General features: G+C 71.6%; 6 protein-coding genes and 1 pseudogene. All 7 read left to right on the top strand.

Annotation, left to right across the window (positions count from 1 at the left end; genetic code table 11):
• The first annotated feature begins 27 nt into the window (after window positions 1-27).
• The 7 genes and pseudogenes from AC1VVG_RS16965 to AC1VVG_RS16935 all read left to right on the top strand — a co-directional run bounded on the left by AC1VVG_RS16965 (window position 28) and on the right by AC1VVG_RS16935 (window position 17,005).
• Window positions 28-4,400: pseudogene (locus tag AC1VVG_RS16965) on the top strand (amino acid adenylation domain-containing protein).
• Window positions 4,397-9,874: a non-ribosomal peptide synthetase gene (locus AC1VVG_RS16960; RefSeq protein WP_482835920.1), complete on the top strand. Its 5,478-nt coding sequence runs from the start codon at window positions 4,397-4,399 to the stop codon at window positions 9,872-9,874. The pseudogene AC1VVG_RS16965 and the gene AC1VVG_RS16960 overlap by 4 nt, the downstream one beginning before the upstream one ends.
• A complete protein-coding gene (locus tag AC1VVG_RS16955) occupies window positions 9,871-10,923 on the top strand; it encodes a Gfo/Idh/MocA family oxidoreductase (RefSeq protein WP_482835919.1) in 1,053 nt (350 codons plus the stop codon). Before AC1VVG_RS16960 ends, AC1VVG_RS16955 begins: the two co-directional genes overlap by 4 nt.
• Entirely contained in the window at window positions 10,920-12,644 is a 1,725-nt protein-coding gene (locus AC1VVG_RS16950) for an ABC transporter ATP-binding protein (protein WP_482835918.1), read from the top strand. The genes AC1VVG_RS16955 and AC1VVG_RS16950 overlap by 4 nt, the downstream gene beginning before the upstream one ends.
• Entirely contained in the window at window positions 12,641-14,410 is a 1,770-nt protein-coding gene (locus tag AC1VVG_RS16945; RefSeq protein ID WP_482835917.1) for an ABC transporter ATP-binding protein, read from the top strand. The genes AC1VVG_RS16950 and AC1VVG_RS16945 overlap by 4 nt, the downstream gene beginning before the upstream one ends.
• Window positions 14,411-14,621: 211 nt before the next feature.
• Entirely contained in the window at window positions 14,622-16,742 is a 2,121-nt protein-coding gene (locus tag AC1VVG_RS16940; RefSeq protein ID WP_277399666.1) for a TonB-dependent siderophore receptor, read from the top strand.
• Window positions 16,742-17,005, top strand: coding sequence for a hypothetical protein (locus AC1VVG_RS16935; protein ID WP_124607646.1), 264 nt, complete (start codon window positions 16,742-16,744; stop codon window positions 17,003-17,005). Before AC1VVG_RS16940 ends, AC1VVG_RS16935 begins: the two co-directional genes overlap by 1 nt.
• The last annotated feature ends 1 nt before the right edge of the window (window position 17,006 follow it).

Here is a 17,006-nt window from a genome sequence, read left to right as displayed (position 1 = left end):
ATCGAACGACCCATACAAGGCGTGCCCATGAGCCAGACCGTTGTCGATTCCCGTATCGACCATTCCGATCCTTCCTGTTGTTCCTCCACTGACTTTCGCTCGCAGCTCGTTGCGTTGATCGCCGGGCTGCTCGACGAATCCGTCGATGAAATCGCATCGTTCGACGATGACGAGGACCTGCTGAGCTGCGGCCTCGATTCGATCCGGCTGATGTATCTGCAGACGCGCGTGAACCGTCTCGGTTACGCGCTGACGTTCGATGCGCTCGCGCGCACGCCGACGCTCGGCGCGTGGGCCGCGTTGCTGGCGAATGCGCCGCGTGTCGCGCGGCCGGCTCCCGACGTCGCGGGCGAGGATGTCGACGTGCACGCGCCGTTCGACCTGTCCGCGGTGCAGCAGGCGTACTGGCTCGGCCGCGGCGACGGCGAAGTGCTCGGCAACGTGAGCTGCCACGCGTTTCTGGAATTCCGCAGCCAGGCGCTCGATCCCGTTCGTCTCGACGCGGCGTGCCGGCGTGTGCGCGAGCGTCATCCGATGCTGCGCGCGCGCTTCGCCGGCGGTCGTCAGCAGATCCTCGCGGCGTCGGACGCGCCGGTGCTCACGCATGCGGACTGGCGCGGCAAGACGGCCGCCGACGCGGAAACCGAATGGGCGTCGCTGCGCGCGTTCCGGTCGCACGAATGTCTCGATGTCGAGCACGCGCAGGTCTTCATGATGGGGCTCGTGCAGATGCCCGGCGGCGAGGATCGCGTGTGGTTGAGTGTCGACCTGCTCGCGGCCGACGTGGACAGCGTGCGGCTGCTGATGCAGGAGATCGGTGTCGCGTATGCCGAACCGTCGGCGTTGCCCGACGCGCCGTCGACGTGGTTCCCGGCCTGGCTCGCGCGTCGCGCGGCCGATACGCGCGACGCGCGGGCCGCGGCGCGCGATGCATGGCACGCAAAGCTCGCGACGCTGCCGGAAGGGCCGGCGCTGCCGCTGGCCCGCGCACCGGAAGCGATCCGCGCGCCGCGCTTCAGCCGCATCGCCCACACGCTGAGCACGGACGAGCTTGCGCGCCTGCAGGCGCGGGCCGCGCAGCATGGCGTGACGCTGTCGTCGGTGTTCGGCGCGGCGTTTGCCGCGGTGCTCGCACGCTGGAGCGGCCGCCATGCGTTCCTGCTCAACGTGCCGCTGTTCGACCGGCATGGCGACGCACCCGATCTCGGCCGCGTGATCGCCGATTTCACGACGCTGCTGCTCGTCGAATGCGACGTGCAGGCCGACGCGAGCGCGGCCGATGCGGTGCGCGTTTTCCAGCAGCGGCTGCACGGCGCGATCGCGCACGCCGCGTATCCGGCGCTCGACGTGCTGCGCGATGCGCGCCGGCAGGGCACGCCGCGCGCGGCGCCCGTCGTGTTCTCGTGCAATCTCGGCGACGCGCCGTTCGTGCCCGAGGCGTTCGCGCGCGTGTTCGGCGATCTGCACGACATGATTTCGCAGACGCCGCAGGTGTGGCTCGATCATCAGCTCTATCGCGTGCCGGACGGCGCGCTGCTCGCGTGGGACAGCGTCGACGGCCTGTTTCCGGACGGGATGGTCGACGCGATGTTCGGCGCGTACGTCGCGCTCGTGCAGGCGCTGTGCGATCGCGACTGGCGGCTGCCGATCGCGGTCGAATTGCCGTCCGCGCAGCGTCGGGTGCGCGAGGCGCTCAACGCGCAGCCCGCGCCCGGCCGGCCGCGCACGCTGCATCGCGATTTCTTCGCGGGGGCCGCGCGCGAACCGGCGGCGGTCGCGTTGCGGTGCGGCGGGCAGGTCGTGACGCGCGGCGAACTGGCCGCGCAGGCGCTCGCGATCGCGGGCGGGTTGCGCGCGGCCGGGATCGGACACGGCGATGCCGTCGAGATCAGCCTGCCGCGCGGGCCGGGGCAGGTCTCTGCCGTGTTCGGCGTACTGGCCGCCGGTGCGTGCTACGTCCCGCTCGACATCGCGCAGCCGGCCGCGCGCAAGGCGCTGATCGAGCGCGCGGCGGGCGTGAAAGCCGTGATCGGCGACACGGCGCGCACGGATGCGCCGGTGCCGAATTGGAGCATCGCCGCACTGATGCGGCATGCGCCGCTGGCCGCACCGCTCGCGGTCGCGCCGCGGGCCACGGCGTACGTGATCTATACGTCCGGCTCGACGGGCGTGCCGAAGGGTGTCGAGATGACGCACGCGGCGGCGGTCAACACGATCGATGCGATCGACGCGCTGCTCGGCGTGAGTGCGGACGACCGGTTGCTCGCGGTGTCGGCGCTCGACTTCGACCTGTCGGTGTACGACCTGTTCGGCGTGCTGGGCGCGGGTGCCGAACTCGTGCTGCCCACGCAGGACGACGCGCGCGACGCGGCGCGCTGGATCGAACTGATTGCGCAGCATCGCGTGACGCTATGGAATTCGGCGCCCGCGCTGCTCGAAATGGCGCTGGCCGTGCCGGTCGCGAAAGACGCGTGCCGCAGCGTGCGTGCGGCGCTGCTGTCCGGCGACTGGATCGCGCTCGACCTGCCGGCGCGCCTGCGCGAGCGCTGCGGCGACGCATGCGCATTCCACGCGCTCGGCGGCGCGACCGAAGCCGGCATCTGGTCGAACGTGCAGACGGTACGCGACGTGCCGCCGCACTGGCGCTCGATTCCATACGGCCGGCCGTTGCCGGGGCAGGCCTGGCGCGTGGTCGACGCCGACGGCCGCGACGCCCCCGATTACGTGCCGGGCGAACTGCTGATCGGCGGCGACAGTCTTGCGCGCGGCTACCGCAACGATCCCGGGCTGACCGCGCAGCGTTTCGTGCAGCATGCGTCGGGCCGCTGGTATCGCACCGGCGATCGCGGCCGTTACTGGCCGGACGGGACGCTCGAATTCCTGGGGCGCGAGGACCGGCAGGTGAAGGTGCGCGGGCACCGGATCGAACTGGGCGAGATCGAAGCGGCACTGGCCGCGCATCCGCGGATCGATGGCGCGTGTGCCAGTGTCGCGAACGGCGAAGTCGCGCGCATCGTCGCGGCGTTCGTGCCGTCCGATTGCGTGGCCGATGCGGCGCCGTCGCCGCTCGCGGATGCGGGCACGGCCGATACGGTTCAGGCGGAAGCGGCCGTTGCACGCGTCGTCGCCGATCGGCTGAGCGACGGCGGCGCGGGCCTGCCGCCGTCGCTGCATGCGCGCGCTGGCACGCGACAGGCGCGGCGTCGATCTCGATCGACGCCGCGCTCGATCGGCTCGGCTGGCATGCAACCGACCTCGACGACCTGACGGCGGCGCTGCGCGCGCTCGCAGCCGATCCCGATACCGTCGCGCAGCGCGTGGCGCTCGATCCGCGCGTCGCGCCGCTTGCATTCGCGACGCGCTTGCCGGACGGCGCTCGTGTGCTGCGCGAGTTTGCTGGCGCGCTCGATGCACAGGCTGCTGCATGCACGGACGCGATGCGGGTCGCGGTGCTCGATGCCCGCGCCGGGCAATGGTTCGACGCGTGCCTCGACGTGCTCGACGATCCGCGTTTCGACGTGACGCTGTTCGACGTGTCGCCGGGTCTGCTGCACACCGCGCAGGCACGCTTCACGCGAACGAGGCCCGCGCTTCAGGCGCTGCAGGACGCCCTGCTGCCCGCGCGTCATCTCGGCGCATTCGACTGCGTGATCAGTTTCGCCGCGGCACACCTGCGCGACGATCCGCGCGATACGTTCAGGATCGCGGCCGCGCTGCTGGCGCGGGATGGCCGTTTGCTGTTCGCCGACGTGCTGCGCGACTCGCCGTTGCGCGAACTCGTCGCGAGCGTGACGGGCGATGCCTCGTTGCCGCGGCCGTTCACGACCGAGGCGATCGCCGCCGCCGCGCAGGCGAGCGGCTTCACGCCCGACTCCCGAAGCTGGTATTCGACCGCGTTTGCATGCCTCGACGTGCGTCGTGTCGGCGAGTCGGCGACGCAAGCGGTACTGGCAGACTGGCTGCGCGACCGGCTGCCGGACGCGATGCGCCCTGACGCACTGTGGTGCCTGCCGCGCTGGCCGCTCAACGCGAACGGCAAGATCGACCGGCGCGCGGTGGGCGACGCGCTTGCGCGCGCGCTCGGCGACGCGCCGGCCGCGCATGACGCGTTCGTGCCGGCAAACGAACGGCATGCGACGCTGCTCGCGTGCTGGGAGCAGGCGCTCGGCTGTCGGGCGAACGCCCGCGACGCCACGTTCTTCGCGCTCGGCGGCGACAGTCTGCTGGCGACACGCCTGCTCGCGCAATTGCGCGAACGGCTCGGCGCGCGGATCGGGATGGCCGCGTTCTACCGCGATCCGACGCTCGCCGTTCTTGCCGCCCAGCTCGACGATGTGGCGCCGGCGGTCACGGCGGACGGCAGCGCATCGGTCGCGACGATCGAGGAGGGCGTGCTGTGAGCTTCGACGACGTACTCGATCTCTGCCGCGAACGGCAGATCGAATTGTGGTGCGACGACGGCGGTCAGCTGCGCTATCGCGCACCGGCCGGCGCGCTCGACGCGGACCTGGCCGCGCGCATCAAGGCCGAACGCGACGCGTTCGTCCGCTTCCTGCAGGGCAGCGCGTGGCGCAGCGATCCGGCGCGCCAGCATGAACGGTTTGCGCTGACGCCGGTACAGGCCGCGTACGTGCTCGGCCGGCACGAGTCGTTCGAGTTCGGCGGCAGCGCATGCCATCTGTACGTCGAATACGACGAGCGGCAGGATCTCGACTGCGTGCGCTTCGAGGCCGCGTGGAATGCGTGCGTGGCGCGGCATCCGATGCTGCGCGCGATCGTCGAGGACAACGCATGGCAGCGCGTGCTGCCCGACGTGCCGTGGCAGCGGCTCACGGTGCACGACCTGCGCGACGGCGATGCGCACGCATTCGACGCGCACGTGCAGCGGGTACGCGAGCGGCTCGACCACGCGGTCCATGCGCTCGACCGCTGGCCCGTGCTGCAGCCCGAAGTGAGCCTCGGGCCGGATGGCGCGCTGCTGCACCTGTCCGTCGATTTCACGCTGATCGACTACGCGAGCCTGCAACTGCTGCTTGCCGAATGGCGGCGCCGTTACGACGATCCGCAATGGCAGCCGGCGCCGCTCGACGCGACGTTTCGCGACTATGTGGCTCACGAGGCGCAGGCCGGCACGGGCGCCGATCATGCGCGCGACAAGGCCTGGTGGCTCGCGCGCATCGACGATCTGCCGGCGCGCCCCGATCTGCCGGTCGTGCCCGCGATGCGCACCGACGCCCGTCCGCGTTTCACGCATCGCCATGCGCGGCTCGACCGCGCGCAATGGGCTGCACTGAGCGGCCATGCAAGCCGTTTCGGGCTGAGTGCGGCGAGCGTCGCGCTGGCCGCGTTCGCGGAAGTCGTCGGCCGCTGGAGCCAGTCGCCGGCGTTCTGCCTGAACCTGACGGTGCTGAACCGTCCGCCGGTGCATCCGCGCATCGACGCGGTGCTCGGCGATTTCACCGTGTTGAGCCTGCTCGCCGTCGACGTGACGCAAGGGGGCGATTTCATCGCGCGCGCGCGTACTATCGGTGCACGGATGTTCGACGATCTCGACCATCGCGCATTCACCGGCGTCGACGTGATGCGCGAACTCGCGCGGCGGCGCGGCAAGGAGGCGGCGCTGATGCCGGTCGTGTTCACGAGCGGCATCGGCAGCGTCGGCCGCTTGCTCGGCGAGCAGGCGGGCCGGGCGGAACCGCCGCGCTACATGATCAGCCAGACGCCGCAGGTGTGGCTCGACTGCCAGGTGACCGACCAGTTCGGCGGGCTGGAGATCGGCTGGGACGTGCGGGACGATCTGTTTCCCGAAGGCTTGCCGACCGCGATGTTCGACGCGTACGTCACGCTGCTGGGCCGGCTTGCCGACGATGCCGGATGGTGGTCGCGTGCGGGCGACATCGTGCTGCCGTGCGCCGCGCCCGTTGCCGACGTGCATCCGGACGCGGAGACGCATATCGCGGCCGGGTTTGCCGCGCAGGCGCTGCGCACGCCCGATGCGCCGGTCGTGATCGACGCGCAGGGCGCCCGCACGTACCGCGATGTCGCGCAACATGCGGCGGCGCTGCGTACCGCGCTCGAACAGGCCGACGTCGGCGTGGGCGACACGGTGGCGGTGCTGATGCCGAAGTGTGCGCACCAGCTCGCGGCCGTGCTCGCGATCGTCCAGGCGGGCGCCGCATACGTGCCGGTCGACAGCCGCCAGCCGGCGTTGCGCCGGCAGGCGATCCTGCGCAATGCGCGGGTGCGCGCGGTCGTGAGCGTACGGGCGCTGGAGTTCGAGCATGAAGGATGCGTGCGCATCGATGCCGATGCGTTGCCCGCCGATCCGCAATGGCCGCCGCGCGCCGCGTGCGACGTCGACGGCGCGGCGCTGGCCTACGTGATCTACACGTCGGGCTCCACCGGCGAACCGAAGGGCGTGATGCTGAGCCACGCGGCAGTGTGCAACACGCTCGCCGACATCAACGCACGCCATGCGGTCGGTGCGGGCGATGTGGTACTCGGCCTGGCCGAACTGAGCTTCGACTTGTCCGTCTACGACTTCTTCGGCGCGACCGCGCGCGGTGCGTGCGTCGTGCTGCCCGACCCCGCGCGCGGTCACGATCCGTCGCACTGGGCGGCGTTGATGGCACGTCATGCGGTGACGGTGTGGAACTCGGTGCCCGCACAAGGGCAGATGCTGATCGATTACCTCGAGGGCGAACCGGCGCTCGACGTGCCGGGCCCGCGCCGCGTGCTGTGGTCGGGCGACTGGATTCCGGTGACGCTGCCGGCCCGCTGGTGGAAACGCTGGCCCGACAGCGCGCTGTTCAGTCTCGGCGGCGCGACCGAAGCGTCGATCTGGTCGATCGAGCATCCGATCCGCCCGGAGGACACGCAGCTCGCCAGCATTCCGTACGGCCGCGCGCTGACCGGGCAGACGATGGAAGTGCTCGACGTGCTTGGCCGGCCGTGCCCGCCCGGCGTGCGCGGCGAGATCCATATCGGCGGCGTCGGGCTTGCGACGGGCTATGCGAACGATCCCGCGCGAACGGCCGAACGTTTCATCCGTCATCGCGACGGGCGCCGGCTCTATCGCACCGGCGATCTCGGCCGCGTGCGCGCCGACGGTTCGCTCGAATTCCTCGGCCGGCAGGACGATCAGGTGAAGATCCGCGGTTACCGGATCGAGCTGGCCGAGATCGATGCGGCGCTGACCGCGCATCCGCTGGTCGGCGCGGCCGCGACGATCGTGCTCGGCGAGGGCGCCGAGCGCCGGCTGGCGAGCTTCGTGTCGCTGCAGGGTGCGACGCCTGACCCGTCGGCGCACGACCCCGCCCTTCACGAGATCGCGGCACCGGTCCGCGCTGCGTTCGACGCCGTGCGCTGGCCCGCGCAAGCGGACGTGGCGCGGTCGGTCGAGCAACTCGAAACGGCATGCGTGGCGTCGCTGGCCGCGTGGATCGTACCGGCAGGCGGCTTGACGGCCGACGACGCAACCGGTTTCGCGACGCTGTGCGAGCGGCTGCGCGTGCCGCCGGCGCGGCAGCATCTGCTGCGCCACTGGCTCGCGATGCTCGTGACGCACGGCGTGCTGCACGCGGATGCCGAAGGCGGCTGGCGTAGACGGTCCGACGCCAGCCATGCCGACGCGCACGCATGCTGGGATGCGTTCGCGCTGCATGCATCGCCCGAGCTGTGGCCGCCGGTCCTCATCGACTACTTCCGCGACAGCGCGGGCTGCCTGGACGTACAGGTGGACGGCACGGTTTCGCCGGCCGGCCTGATGTTCCCCGAAGGTGCGTCGCATATCGCCGAAGCGATGTACAGCAACGGCGAACACGCGCATGCGCTGCATCGCGGGATGGCGCAAGCCGTGCGCGAGATCGTCGCGCGCGAGCCGCGGCGTACGTGGCGAATCCTCGAGATCGGCGCGGGAACGGCCGCCGCGACGCGCGCGATCGTGGATGCGCTCGCGCCGCTGGTCGAAGCGGGCGCGCGGATCGACTACCTGTTCAGCGACGTGTCGAGCTACTTTCTCGCGGCCGCGCGCGAGCGCTTCGCCGCGTATCCGTGGATGCGGTTCGTGCGTTTCGACTTGAATGCAGCGCTCGACGCGCAGGGCATCGCGCCGCATTCGATCGACATGACGATCAGCTCCGGCGCGCTGAACAACGCGCGCGACACGGTTGCACTGATCGCCGGATTGCGTGCGCTGTCGGCGGCCGATGCGTGGTGGGTGATCCAGGAACTGACGGCCGAGCATCCGGAGATCAGCATCAGCCAGGGGTTGATGATGGAGACGCCGCGCGATGCGCGGGCCGGGTCGTGCCGGCTGTTCGTACCGCGCGCGCAGTGGCTCGAATGGCTGCAGGGGGACGACGGCGATCGCGCACTCGGCTGCGTGACGGCCGGCTCGCCGCTCGACGCGCTGGGCTACGACATCCTGCTCGCGCACGTGAAGCGCGGCGCGGCCCGCATCGCGCCGGATGCGCTGCTGTCGTTCGTTGCCGAGCGCGTGCCGGGCTATATGGTGCCGTCGCAACTGCGCGTGCTCGAGCGACTGCCCGTGACCGCGAACGGCAAGATCGACCGCCGGACGCTGGCCGGCATTGCCGACATTCGCGAGCCGGAACCGGCGGCGGTTCGGCCGGCGCAGACACCCGCCGCCGATCCGCTGCTGGCGCGATTGATCGGATGGTGGGAGACGGTGCTCGATACGCGCAACGTCACGCCGGATCAGGATTTCTTCGCCGCCGGCGGCGATTCGCTGCTGATCGCGCAACTCGTGTCGCGGCTGCGTGGCGAGGAACCGCTCGCGCAGGCCCATCCGTTCGACCGGCTGCTGCGCTGGGTGCTCGCGCAGCCGACGCCGGCGGCGTTCGCCCGATGCCTGCGCGAAGCGCAGACGCAACCGTCGGCCGCCGTATCGCCGGCCGGCGCGGCCGCACCGCGCGCGATGCAGCCGTCGTCCGTCGTCCACGCACCCGCGCCGCGCGTGCGCGCCGACGTGCGGCCGATTCCGCTCGCGCCGGGCGACGGCGTGCCGCGCGTGATCGTGCACGAAGGGCTCGGCACCGTGCATGCCTATCGTCCGGCACTGCCGGCACTCGCGCGGCTCGGCCTGGTGCTCGGCTTCGCGGTGCGCGACGCGCAGGACTATCTCGACCTGCCGGCGCGTCACCTGAACGCGACGCTCGGCCGGCGCTATGCGGATGCGCTGTGGCGCAGCGGCGTGCGCGAGGTCGACGTGCTCGGCTACTGCTCGGGCGGGCTCGTCGCACTCGAGATGGCGAAATCGCTGGTGCAGCTCGGCGTCGCGGTGCGCACGCTCGACATCGTGTCGAGCTACCGCATTCCCTACCTGATCGAGGACGAACGGCTCGTGCTGTTCAACTTCGCGGCGACGCTCGGGCTGCCGCTCGACGCGCTGGGCTTTCCGGAAACGTACGTGCTCGCCGATGCGCTCGCCGACGCGTTGAAGGCCGACCCCGCGCGGCTCGCGCCCGGCAGCCTGCAGGCGCAGCTCGAGATCTTCGGCGATCGCTGCGAGCCGCTCGACGAGTTGCGCCGGCGCGTGCTGCGCGCGGCGGCCGGCCTGTCGATGCAGGACGACGTCGCGCATCCGCTGCTCGACGAGCGCGAACGGCTGTACCGGCTCTTCATGCATTCCGTGCAGGCGAGCCATTGGGCCGGCGACGCGCCGTATACGGGCGCATTGCGGCTGTTCGTGCCCGAGCGCTGCAACCCGCTGATTCCGCAGCAGCGCGCGGCGCTCACCGAGTACTGGACGGCCCAGGCGCTCGGCGGCATCACGGCCGCCGACATCCCCGGCGGTCATTTCGACTGCCTGAACGCCGCGTTCGTCGACACCCGCCTGAAGGAGGCACGATGAAGGTTCACCCGCTGCCGGTCGTCGTGGCCGGCTCCCGCTTCGGCCAGTTCTACGCGGCGGGCCTCGCGGCGTCCGGTTCGTATCGCGTCGCGGGCTTGCTCGGCCGCGGCAGCGCGCGTACCGCCGCACTGGCCGCCCGCGTCGGCGCACCGGTGTTCGATTGCCCGGAGGCGCTGCCGGACGACGTGCGTGTCGCCTGCGTCGCGGTGGGCGGCGCGGCGCGCGGCGCGGAAGGGGCCGCGCTCGCGTGCCGGCTGCTCGAACGCGGGATCGACGTCGTGATCGAGCATCCGCTGCTGCCCGACGAATGGGATACCGTGCTGCGCGCCGCGTCGCGCCACGGCCGCCGCTGCCTGCTGAACAGCTTCTATCCGAACCTGCCCGTCGTCGCACGCTTCATCTCGGTCGCGCGGCGGTTGCGCGACACGAGTGCTCCCGTGCACGCGGACGTCGTGTGCTCGGTGCAGGCGAGCTACGCGGCGCTCGACGTGCTGGCGGCCGCGCTGCAGGGCGTCGGGCCCTGGTCGGTCGAGCCGATCGGGCCGGCGCTGTCGTCGATGCGCGAATGCGCGATGGTGCTGGCCGAAACGCCGGTATCGCTGCGCGTGCGCAACGAGATGGCGGCGGCCGACGACGGCCGCATGAGCCTGTTGTTCGGCATCACGCTGACGACGGACGCCGGCACCTGGACGCTCGCCTCGCCGCACGGGCCGCTGTGGTGGGCGCCCGCGCTGCGCGAACCGGCGATGGCCGAGGACGGGCTGTTCCCGATCTTCGGCGACTCGGCGGGCGATGACATGCCGAGCCTCCAGATCTGCGACGACGCGCAGGACACGTGGGGCGAGATTCATTCGCGCTGCTGGCCGCAGGCGGCCGTGCGCGCGGTCGACCGGCTCGTGTCCGGGGAAGGGCTGCCGGCGCATAACCAGCGCAGCATCGACGTGACGCGCGTCTGGCGGCAGTTGACCGCGCAACTCGGCTTCCCGGCGCAGCCGCCGGGCGATGCGTGCGCGGCGACGCTCGGCATGCTGCTGGAGCGTGCCGCATGAAGGGGCCGTTGCGTTCGATGTTGCGGCCGTTTGCCGCGCCGCTCGCGGCGGCGGTCGTGTTGCAGGCGCTCGCGGGTGTCGCGTCGCTCGTGCCATGGCTCGCGCTCGCCCGGATCGCCGACGCATGGCGCGGGTCGCAGGCGCTCGACGCGACGGCACGCGGCTGGCTCGTCGCGGCCGTGGTCGCCGGCGTGTGCTGGCTCGGCGGCCAGACGGTCGCGCTTCACCTGACGCATCGCGTCGACGCCGATCTGGGCGATCGCTTGCGCAAGCGGCTCGCCGATCATCTGCAGCGTTTGCCGCTCGGCTGGTTCGCCCGCGCGGGCAGCGATCGCGTCGCGCGTCACGTCGATCAGGACGTGCGCGCGCTGCACCAGCTCGTCGCGCATGCGCCGGCCGACGTCACGCAGCTCGTCGTCGTGCCGTGCGCGGCGCTGGCGAGCCTGCTTTACCTGAATCCCGCACTGCTCGCGTTTGCACTGGTGCCGCTTCTGGCCGGCGCCGCGCTGTTCCGCTGGATGCGGTCGGCGCGGTTCGCGCCGGCCGTCGCGGCACGCAACACGGCGCTCGAAACCCTGATGGGCGACTATGCGCAACTCGCGCAGAACCCGGCGCTCGTGCGGCAGTATCCGGGCGCGGGCATCGAGGCGGCCGCGCTGGCGTCGACCGCGCGTTTCGATCGGGCATTTTCGGCATGGGTCGGCCGCGTCGGCGGGCCCGGCGCCTGCACGCAGGTGCTGCTCGGCACGCCGTTTCTGCTCGCCTGGGTCGTGTTCGGCGCGACGTGGCTGACGGCCGGCCGGTTGCCGGTCGGCGAACTGTGCGCGTTCGCGCTGTTGATCTGGGCGGTCGCGGCGCCGGTGCGCGCGCTCGGCCATGGCGCCGATGCATTGCGCGAAGCGCGCGCGGCCGCCGCGCGCCTGGCTGCGTTGCTCGCGCAGCCAGGCTTGTCCGAGCCCGCCGACGGCGCGGCGCAGGTGCCGCGCGATGCGTCGGTCGAACTGCGCGGCGTGAGTGTCGACCTCGACGGCACGCCGATCCTGCACGACATCGACGCGACGATCGCGGCCGGCGCGGTCACCGCGATCGTCGGGCCGTCGGGCGCGGGCAAGAGCACGCTGCTGATGCTGCTCGCGCGCTTCATGGATCCGGATCGCGGCACGGTGCGGCTCGGCGGTGCCGATCTGCGGCTGCTCGCGCCGGATACGCGGCGTGCGCAGGTCGCGATGGTGTTCCAGCAAGCCACCGCGCTCGACGTGTCGATTGCCGCGAACATCGCGCTCTACCGTCCCGATGCCGATCGCGACGCGATTCGCGCCGCCGCGCGCGCGGCCTGTCTCGACGAACGCATCGACGCGTTGCCGGGCGGCTACGACTGCGTGTGCGGGCGCGACGTGCGTTTGTCCGGCGGCGAACTGCAACGCCTGTCGATCGCGCGCGCGCTGCTGTCGCCCGCGCCGTTGCTGCTGCTCGACGAACCGGGCTCGGCGCTCGATCCGCAAACCGCGCGCGCGTTGCGCAATGCGCTGCGCGGCGACCGGCGCACGCGCGTGATCGTCAGCCACGATCTCGACGCGATCCGGCACGCGGACCAGATCCTCGTGATGGATCGCGGCCGCATCGTCGAGCGCGGCACGCATGCCGCGCTGCTGGCCGCGCGCGGCCTGTATGCGCGGCTATGGCGCGAACGCGATGCCGCGGGCGAGGAGGCCACACGATGATGAAGTCGCTCAAACGTTTGCAGTGTCTGCCGCCCGAAACCCGCCGCGCGCTGCGGCGCGGTGTCGGCTGGGCGGTGGCCGCCGCGCTGCTCGACGGCGCCTGCGGGCTGCTGCTCGTGCCGCTGATCCGCGCGTGGTTTGCCGGCGCGCATGCGGCCGCGCTGCACTGGACGATCGCGCTCGGCGCGCTGACGCTGTGCCACGCGCTCGTGATGTACGTCGCGCAACGCGGCGGCTATCGCGCGGGCGGCGCGCTCGCGGCCGGGCTCGTCGATCGCCTCGTGCGGCACCTGCCGCGCATCGCGTCCTGGCAGGCCGTGCGCGACAGTCAACCGGCCGGGCTGCTGCGCGGCCCGGTCATGCAGGCAATGGGGATGCCCGCGCACCTGCTGGGGCCGCTGATCGCCGCGGTCGTCACGCCGCTCGCGGTCGTCGCGGGGCTCGCGTGGATCGACTGGCGCATCGCGTCGTGCCTCGCGGCCGCGGCCGTGCTGCTGTTCGCGCTGCTCGAACGCGGCGGCACGCGCACGCTCGCGTTCGAGCAGGCGCGCGCGGCCGGCGAGCGCGACATGGCCGTGCAGCTCCAGACCTTCGCCGCGCATCAGGGGCTGCTGCGCTTCGCGGGCCGCGAGGGCGACGCGCGCGCGGCGTTGCAGCGCGCGTTCGACGAGCAGCATCGCCGCACGCGTGCGCTGATGCGGCGCTCGCTGCCGATCGAGCTGGGTTTCGCGGGCGCGGTGCAGGGCGTGTTCGTCGCGATGCTGCTGGGCGGCACGTGGGCCGTCGCGGCCGGCCGGCTCGATGCGGCGACGGCCGTCGCGGTGCTCGTGCTGCTCGTGCGCTTCATCGAGCCGCTTGCGCACCTCACGCAGCTCGACCAGGCGCTGCGCGGCAGCTGGCGCGCGCTCGACACGGTGCTCACGGTGCTGCACGCGCCGCGTTTCGACAGCCCCGAGCGCGGCACGCCGGTACACGATGCGAGCGTCGACGCGATGCGTGTCGGCTACCGGTCCGCCAGCGGCGCAACGCTGCTCGACGGCATCGACCTCCATTGCCCGGCCGGCGGTTTCGTCGCGATCGTCGGCCCGACGGGCGCCGGCAAGAGCACGCTGCTCGGCCTGCTCGCGCGGCTCGACGATCCGGGCACCGGGCGCGTGCTGCTCGGCCGCGCCGACGTGCGGCACCTGAGCGAAGCGACGCTCGCGGCGACGCGCAACCTCGTGTTCCAGGACAACGCGCTGTTTCGCGGCAGCCTTGCATGGAACGTGCGGATGGGGCGTCCGGACGCGACCGACGCCGAACTGCGCGCCGTGCTGGACGCGGTCGGCCTGCTGCGCGACGCCGAGCGGCTGCCGGACGGGCTCGACACCGACGTCGGGCCCGGCGGCCAGCTGCTGTCCGGCGGGCAGCGCCAGCGAGCCTGCCTCGCACGTGCGTTGCTGGCGCGGGCACCGGTGCTGATGTTCGACGAGCCGACCGCGAGCCTCGACGAATTCGGCGCGCGGCGCGTGCGCGACAGCCTCGTCGCGTTGCGCGGGCAGCGCACGCGCATCGTCGTCACGCACCAGCCGGCGCTCGCGGCGGCCGCCGATACGATCGTCGTGCTCGAGGGGGGCCGCGTACGGGCGACCGGCACGCATGCGCAGCTCGTGGAAGCGGATGCGTGGTACGCGACCTTCGCCCGCGCGGGACGCCGGCACGACGACGCATCGTATGCCGGCGCAGGCGCAGGTCAGGAAGCCCGGCCGGCCGAATCCGCACACTGACGTGAACAATGCGGGCCGCCGTGCCCGGAATCGATAGGAAAAGCCCCTCGATCGAAAAATCGCCTGCCGGTTCTATTTGATAATGAGAATGATTATCAAATACGGGGGCGTGATGCGGTACGAGGTACGGGAACCTGGGAGATCGGTGATGAAGGGCGCGCACGTCGCCCGTTCGGGGCGGCGGCGCTGGCGGCCGTCGCTGTATCTCGGCCTGCTGATCGCGGCGCATCCGGCGGCCGCGTTCGCCGAGACGGCGCCGCCGGCCGGCACGGAGATCCGGAAGGAAGCGGCCGCCGCACAGCCGGCGGCGAGCGAGCTGAAGGCAATTTCGGTGAACGCGTCGCGCGGCGTGGCCGACGATCCGTCGGTCGCGACGGTCGGCAAGCTGCCGCTCGCATTGCGGGAGATTCCGCAGTCGGTCAGCGTGACGACGCGCGAGCGGATCGAGCAGCAGAACCTGTATTCGCTCGACGAGGTGATGCAGCAGTCGGCCGGTGTGACCGTGCAGCCGTACGTGTTGCTGACCACCGCGTATTTCGTGCGCGGCTTCAAGGTCGACTCGTTCGAATTCGACGGCGTGCCGGTCGTGATCGGCGACATGGCGAGCGCGCCGCAGGACATGTCGGTGTACGAGCGCGTGGAAATCCTGCGTGGCGCGAACGGGCTGCTGCACGGCTCGGGCAATCCGGCCGCGACGGTCAACCTGGTGCGCAAGCGGCCGCAGTACCGGTTCTCCGCGAACGCGTCCGTGAGCATCGGCAGCTGGGACCGCTATCGCGCGGAAGCCGACATCGGCGGACCGCTCAACGCGGCCGGCACCGTACGCAGCCGGCTCGTCGCCGCATACGAGGATCGTCACTTCTTCTACGACCACGCGAAGCAGGACACGCGTTCGATCTACAGCGTCACGGAAGTCGACCTGACGCGCGACACGCTGCTCACGTTCGGCGCGCAGTACCAGACGACGTCGTCGATTCCCGACATGTCCGGCGTGCCGATGGCGCGCGACGGGTCGAGCCTCGGCCTGTCGCGCTCGACGTTCCTCGACACCGCATGGGGCCGCTTCAACTGGGACACGACGCGCGCATTCGCGTCGGTCGAGCAGAAGCTCGGCGCCGGCTGGAAAGCGAAAGTGAGCGGCGAGTACCAGAGCGTGCGCTCGGACCTGAAGTACGCGGGCTCGTTCGGCGCGATCGATCCGGCGACCGGCGCGGGCGGCCGGCTGACGGGCAGCGCGTACCAGTTCAGCAGCTACAGCCGCAGCCTCGACGCGAACGTGCAAGGCCCCGTGCATGCGTTCGGGCTCACGCACGACCTGCTGTTCGGCATCACCTACGCGAACAGCAGCAGCGGGCAGATGACGGCGCCGCTGCTGGGCAACGTGTCGGGTACGCCGGTGAACGTGTACCGCTGGAACCCGGGCAGCGTGCCCGAGCCCGGCATCGGGCCGTACCAGCAGTCGCAGCAGAACGACATTTCGCAGAAGGGCGTCTACGGGCTCGGCCGCATCAAGCTCGCGGAACCCGTCACGCTCGTGCTCGGCGGCCGGATGAGCTGGTGGAACCAGGACAGCCTCGGCGCGCACTACAACACCGGTCACCAGTTCACGCCTTACGGCGGTCTGATCTGGGATTTCGCGCGCGACTGGTCGTGGTACGCGAGCTACGCGGAAGTGTTCCAGCCGCAGACCAAGTCGATGTGGGGCGGCGGCATCCTGACGCCGGTGAAGGGGCGCACCTACGAGACGGGCGTGAAGGGCGAACTGGCCGGCGGCAAGCTCAACGTGTCGCTCGCGGCGTTCCGCATCGACCTCGACAACAACCCGCAGGTCGACATCGCGCATCCGTGCGCGGGGCCGAGCTGCTATTACGTGAACGGCGGCAGCGTGCGCAGCCAGGGCTTCGAGTTCGAGGCGAACGGCCGCATCACGCCGTGGTGGAGCGTGTGGGCGAGCTACACGTACGACACGATGCGCTACGCGGACAACCTCGCGAACGCGGGCACGTTCGCGCCGCTGCTGAACCCGCGCCACCTGTTCCGGCTGTGGACCAACTATGACCTGCCGTGGCAGGAGCGGCGCTGGAGCGTCGGCGGCGGCCTGCAGGTGCAGAGCAGCTACTCGGCGCAGGCCAACGGCGTGACGATGAGCCAGGGCGGCTACGCGCTCGCGAGCGTGCGGCTCGGCTACCGCTACGACAAGCACTGGAGCGCCGCGCTCAACGTCAACAACCTGTTCGACCGCCAGTATTACCTGAGCCTGAGCCAGCCGGGCTGGAACAACCGCTACGGAGAACCGCGCAACGTGATGCTGACCGTGCGCGGGCAGTTCTGATGGCGCCCGGCTGGGGCACGCGCTCGGCGATCGCGATCGGCGGCGTGCTGCCGGGCGCGGTGGCGCTCGCGGTCACGCTGGCCCGTCATTACCCGGCCGACGGCCTGAACCGGCTCTATGCGGCCGTGTTGCTGACGTTCGCCGCGAGCGTGGCCGCGCTGCTGTGGATGCTCGTCGCGCCCGGGCCGCGGCAGGCGGTGTGGCGCGCGGGTGTGTGGCTCGCGGTGCTGGTGCCGTGCGCGCTGTTCTGGGGAGGGCGCTGAC

It is taken from the genome of Burkholderia sp. L-4 (assembly GCF_056856535.1).
This window is presented reverse-complemented; position numbering and strand designations above follow the sequence as displayed.